6 protein-coding genes and 1 tRNA gene are annotated in these 4,863 nt (G+C 67.0%); 4 read left to right on the top strand and 3 right to left on the bottom strand.

Annotated features, from left to right (window positions below):
• Positions 1 to 283, bottom strand: a 283-nt coding sequence (locus ACOJSF_RS11285; RefSeq protein ID WP_420142297.1) for a diacylglycerol kinase family protein, incomplete at its 3' end; no start/stop codon positions are given.
• Between the two features lie 40 nt (positions 284 to 323).
• On the bottom strand, positions 324 to 530 hold the full coding sequence (locus tag ACOJSF_RS11280; protein ID WP_420142296.1) for a hypothetical protein: 207 nt from the start codon (positions 528 to 530) through the stop codon (positions 324 to 326).
• 167 nt (positions 531 to 697) lie between these two features.
• Between ACOJSF_RS11280 and hemB the strand changes: the two genes are divergently transcribed.
• Positions 698 to 1,690, top strand: a complete 993-nt coding sequence (gene hemB / locus ACOJSF_RS11275) for a porphobilinogen synthase (protein ID WP_420142295.1) — start codon at positions 698 to 700, stop codon at positions 1,688 to 1,690.
• Positions 1,691 to 1,708: 18 nt separating this feature from the next.
• Here hemB and ACOJSF_RS11270 read toward each other — a convergent pair whose 3' ends face one another.
• Positions 1,709 to 2,101: a hypothetical protein gene (locus ACOJSF_RS11270; RefSeq protein ID WP_420142294.1), complete on the bottom strand. Its 393-nt coding sequence runs from the start codon at positions 2,099 to 2,101 to the stop codon at positions 1,709 to 1,711.
• A 199-nt stretch (positions 2,102 to 2,300) separates the two neighbouring features.
• Here ACOJSF_RS11270 and ACOJSF_RS11265 point away from each other — a divergent pair.
• The 3 genes from ACOJSF_RS11265 (at position 2,301) to ACOJSF_RS11255 (ending at position 4,834) form a co-directional block, all read left to right on the top strand.
• Positions 2,301 to 2,377 (top strand) — tRNA-Arg (locus tag ACOJSF_RS11265).
• 863 nt (positions 2,378 to 3,240) lie between these two features.
• Entirely contained in the window at positions 3,241 to 3,951 is a 711-nt protein-coding gene (bdcA, locus tag ACOJSF_RS11260) for an SDR family oxidoreductase (protein WP_420142293.1), read from the top strand.
• Positions 3,952 to 4,009: 58 nt separating this feature from the next.
• The gene (locus tag ACOJSF_RS11255) at positions 4,010 to 4,834 is read left to right on the top strand and encodes an oxidoreductase (RefSeq protein ID WP_420142292.1); all 825 of its coding nucleotides are present in this window, start codon (positions 4,010 to 4,012) and stop codon (positions 4,832 to 4,834) included.
• The last annotated feature ends 29 nt before the right edge of the window (positions 4,835 to 4,863 follow it).

The following is a 4,863-nucleotide window of genomic DNA, read 5'->3' as shown; positions in this document are numbered from 1 at the left end:
CGGTGCCCAGCGGCAGCACGGCAAAGACCGCATCGGTCCCGACGAGATGATCGACCGAGGAGGAGAGCGATCCGTCGCCGCCGCCGATGATGACCATCGGCGCGCCGTCGCGCACCACCTCGCATACCGTCTTCACCAACTGATCCGGTTTGGGCACCGGGTGCGCGGAGATCAGTTCGACGCCAGCCTCCCGCAACAGGCGGCAGGCATCGCGAAACGCGTCCTGCCCCCTGCGGGACTTGGTGTTGACCACCAGCGCGGCCGAGCGGGGAAGCGTGTCCACGCCCCCCTCAATGCGCGGCCGGCACAGTCGTTTCAAACAATCAGATGGAAAGCGCCGCCGGACCGAACGTATTCCACGCCGCATAACCCAGCAGCAGGACCGCCATCGTCGCGGAAAGCGCCATCAGCGTCAGGCCCAGCAGCGTCAGGAGCGGTGGATTGCGCCGCTTCTCGCGGCGGTTGCGACCGGCGCTGGCCATGATGAAACTGGCCAGCACGCCGTAAGTGAGCGCGGCAACTTCGAACATTGATCCCCCCGGATCGCTGAATGAACGGGATCGACGTTACGCCACCCCCCTTACCGATGCTTTAATGCTGCAGCGCAATCAAGATCGTCCGCCATCGGTCCGCCGCGTTTCGATTTCGCGTCGCGGCAACCATTCTCCTGGCGCGCGATCGGTTCTAAAGCCGGCCCATGTCAGCCGCCTATCCCGCCCTTCGCCTCCGTCGAACCCGCAGCGCCGCGTGGAGCCGCGCCATGGTCGCCGAAACTACGCTATCGCCCGCCAACCTCATCTGGCCGCTGTTCGTGACCGAGGGCGACGGGATCGAGGAGCCGGTGGCGACGCTGCCCGGCGTGTCGCGCTGGTCGGTCGATGGCATCGTCGCCCGCGCTCGCGAGGCGCAGGCGCTGGGCATTCCGTGCGTAGCCCTATTTCCCAACACGCCCCGGGCGCTGCGCAGTGCCGGCGGCGAGGAAGCGCTCAACCCGGACAATCTGATGTGCCGGGCGACGCGCGCGATCCACGACGCGGTACCCGATATCGGGGTCCTCACCGATGTCGCGCTCGACCCCTATACCGAGCATGGCCATGACGGGCTGATCGACGATCGCGGACGCGTGCTCAACGACGCGACGATGGCGGTGCTGGTCGAGCTGGCGCTGGTGCTGGCGCGGGCCGGCGCGAACGTGATCGCGCCCTCCGACATGATGGACGGCCGCGTCGGCGCGATCCGCTACGCGCTGGAGCGCGAGGGCTTTCACGACGTCCAGATCATGGCCTACGCCGCCAAATATGCTTCGGCCTTCTACGGCCCTTTCCGCGATGCGGTGGGCTCGGGTGGGCTGCTGAAGGGCGACAAGCGCGGCTACCAGATGGATCCCGCCAATGCCGAGGAGGCGTTGCGCGAGGTCGCGCTTGATCTGGCCGAGGGCGCGGACAGCGTGATGGTCAAGCCGGGCCTGCCCTATCTCGACATCGTCCGCCGGGTGAAGGAACGGTTCGAAGTGCCCGTCTTCGCCTATCAGGTGTCGGGCGAGTATGCGATGATCGAGGCCGCGGTCGCGGCCGGCGCGGGCGACCGCGACGCGCTCGTGCTGGAAACGCTCCTCGCATTCCGGCGGGCAGGCTGTTCGGGTGTGCTGACCTATCACGCGGCGCATGCCGCGCGACTCCTCGCCAGATAAACGGAGCCGCCCGACGACTCAGTGGAGCCGGGCGTTCAACTCGCCGAGCGTTTTCGCCTGTTCGGAGGCGATCGCTTCGATGCGGGCGGAGGCTCGCTCGATCGCCTCGCGATCAGCCGGCCCGGCATTGGCGGGGTCGTTGCGCAGGTCGTCCAGCGCTGCAGCCTGTGCCTGGAGCGGCGCCCGCGCAGCTTCCAGCGCGCTCAACGTCTGCTGCGCGTCGATCCATGCCTCGTCGCCCTCGCCGGCCCCAGCGGCCCGGGCGACCGAAATGGCGGCGGCGGAGCGGGCGCGTTCGAAGTCCGCCCTTGCGGCAGCGGCGCGCGCTTCGATGGCGGTCAACCGCGCGGCGAGCGCGGGGTTCGCCTCGGACGCCGGCTCCGAAGCGGGAGCAGGCTCCAGGATCGGCATCCGCTCCACGGGCCGGGGGGCGAGCGAGGGTGCCGCGATATCGCCACGGCATGCCCCCAGGCAGGCCGCAACCGCTGGACCAAGCAGGAACCATAACCCGAAGCGCATTCCCGGCCCCTAAGCCGCGAAATCTGTTTCCACAACGCTTGCGCAATCCAATTCGAGCCGCTAGTTGCGCCCACCTGCCACCGAGCAGTGCGCGCCCGTAGCTCAGCTGGATAGAGCATCAGACTACGAATCTGAGGGTCGGACGTTCGAATCGTTCCGGGCGCGCCATTTCTTCCTTTGCCGGAGGGCTTAAGCTGCCGGGAAGGACCACCCAGCCTAGCTGCGAAACTCCTTCGTCCTCGCGCCGAGCAATCGAGTTCATGTGGTCTTTGTCGACGGCGGCCGGACCTTCAGCGGCAGCATGCAGATCGCGGTTTTGCGCCATTACCCTCCGGTTCGAGCGCGCTGGCAAATGGAACGGCGTACGCCCTTCGATTTGGGTCCTTGCGCCCAGGCGCTTCGTATCCCCTATTTCTCACGACGGCGACCGTCGACGCGATGTCGTGGTCAAAGCATACTGACGCCGTTCAATTCGGTAGCAGGCAAGCTAGCCCATGCAACTAGCTCGGCAGATCGCCGTCACTCCCATGGCATTTTGATCGACGCTACGGGCCGATCGGGTCGGGCCGGCCTTGCTTCAACCAACAATATTGAACGGAGAGAGTTCAATCCCGTAAGTTTACGATCATTGTTGATCGGCCCAGATGCTCGCCGATGGCACATGCAACATTGATCGTCCTGCCGCGGCGGCACCTATTTCGATCGCGACCATTACGTCGACGTCCATCTGCCCTCGGCGCTCGCCCACTGGCAGCGGCACGGGCTGGAGAGCGCCGCCGCCCCTTTCCACATGACGTCAGCGCCGCGGAGGTCCGTCGGCATCTACCGTTTTCGCGACAGGAACGCGCTGCTCGCCGCGCTCGCATCGGCGGAGACAGAGGCGGTGATGGCCGATGTTCTCCGATTTATCGACGCGACCGTGTCCCGGGCCGTGGGCACGCCGCTCTGACCACATACCGGGAGTCGCTTAGGCACCCCTTGAACGGGCACTCGCCAACGGACTTCCTTCTCCAGTTGGAGGGACAAGCACGATGACATTTTCTGATCGCAAGGTATTCGTCGTCGGCGGCAGCCGCGGCATCGGGGCCGCGATCGTGCGGCGTTTCGCCGCCGCCGGTGCATCGGTCATTTTTACCTATGCCGCGTCGGCTGGCGCGGCCGACCAGCTCGCCGCCGAAACCGGCGCGCGGGCGCTACGGGCGGATGCTGGGGTGCGGGACGAGCTGATCGCGGCGGTCCGTGACGCCGGCGCGATCGACATCTTCGTCTACAATGCCGGCCTTCTGATCTTCGGCGATCCCCTGACGCTCGATGCCGACGCGGTCGACCGGATGATCGATGTCAACGTCCGGGGTGCCTATTTCGGCAGCGTCGAGGCAGCGCGCCTGATGCCCGATGGCGGGCGCATCATCGTCGTCGGGTCCGACACGGCCGACAGCATGCCGTTCCCCGGCCTTGCGGCCTACGTCCTGACCAAGGCGGCGATGCAGGGGATGGCGCGCGGGCTGGCACGCGACCTGGGTCCACGCGACATCACGGTGAACGTGATCCAGCCCGGTCCGACCGATACCGACATGAACCCGGCCAATGGCCCGCGCGCGGCGGGGATGCTCGGGCCGATGGCGATCAAGCGCTACGGCACCGCCGACGAGGTCGCGAGCCTCACGCTCTATCTCGCCGGGACGCAGGCACGCGGAATCACGGGCGCCATGCACACGATCGACGGCGGCTTTGCCGCCTGATCGAGGCGCGACCGCCACGACGGCAGCGCATCGCCTGAGAACGGTCCGGAGAAGACATATGAAAACCTGGCTCATTACCGGCTGCTCGAGCGGCTTCGGCCAGCGGCTCGCGCTTGCGGCGGCACGGCGCGGCGACCGGGTCGTCGCCACGGCGCGCAACGTCGAGGCGATCGCGGCCATGGCCGAGCCGTTCGGCGGCCGGATGCTTGCCTTGCCGCTCGACGTGACCGATGCCGCTGCGGCCAAGACGGTGGTCGCGCAAGCGGTCGAGAGCTTTGGCGGGTTCGACGTGCTCGTCAACAATGCCGGCTACGCGCTGTTCGGCGCAATCGAGGAAGCCACGCGGGAGGAATATCGGCCAATGTTCGAGGCGAACGTCTTCGGACTGATCGAGACCACCAGAGCCGCACTGCCGGTCCTGCGGCGCGCCGGAGGAACGATCGTCAACATGTCGTCCGGCGCGGGCATCGAGGGCCGTGGCGGCGGAGGCTATTACCATGCCGCCAAATTCGCGGTGGAAGGGATCTCCGAAGCACTCGCCGGCGAGCTGAAGCCGTTCGGCATCCGCGTGCTGATCGTCGAACCCGGCCCGTTCCGAACCGACTTCCTGGGCCGTTCGATCGTCATGGCAGCCAACGAGATGCCCGAATATGCTGCGGCCTCACGCAAGCATTATCGCGACACCAACGACGGCAATCAGGCGGGCGATCCCGAGAAAGCGGTCGCAGTGATCCTGCGGGCGGTGGATGCCGAGGACGCTCCGCTGCATCTGCCGCTCGGCCCGGCCGCGCACGCGATCGCCGAGCGGAAGCTTGCGGCCTTCCGTCGCGACATCGACGCCTGGCGCGACATCACGATCGCCACCGATTTCGATCGGGCCTGAGCGCGGCGCGCTCCGTTTAAACATCCTTA

The organism is Sphingomonas sp., from assembly GCF_048594985.1.
Classification (GTDB): domain Bacteria; phylum Pseudomonadota; class Alphaproteobacteria; order Sphingomonadales; family Sphingomonadaceae; genus Sphingomonas_I.
Note: the sequence above shows the minus strand (reverse complement) of the source record. Positions and strands in the feature narration are given on the sequence as shown.

Bases quoted from the DNA above. Each gene is read 5' to 3' on its own strand.
- ACOJSF_RS11270 (WP_420142294.1), bottom strand. From the start codon at position 2,101: ATGCCGATCCTGGAGCCTGCTCCCGCTTCGGAGCCGGCGTCCGAGGCG.
- ACOJSF_RS11255 (WP_420142292.1), top strand. From the start codon at position 4,010: ATGAAAACCTGGCTCATTACCGGCTGCTCGAGCGGCTTCGGCCAGCGG.
- hemB (WP_420142295.1), top strand. From the start codon at position 698: ATGTCAGCCGCCTATCCCGCCCTTCGCCTCCGTCGAACCCGCAGCGCC.
- bdcA (WP_420142293.1), top strand. From the start codon at position 3,241: ATGACATTTTCTGATCGCAAGGTATTCGTCGTCGGCGGCAGCCGCGGC.
- ACOJSF_RS11280 (WP_420142296.1), bottom strand. From the start codon at position 530: ATGTTCGAAGTTGCCGCGCTCACTTACGGCGTGCTGGCCAGTTTCATC.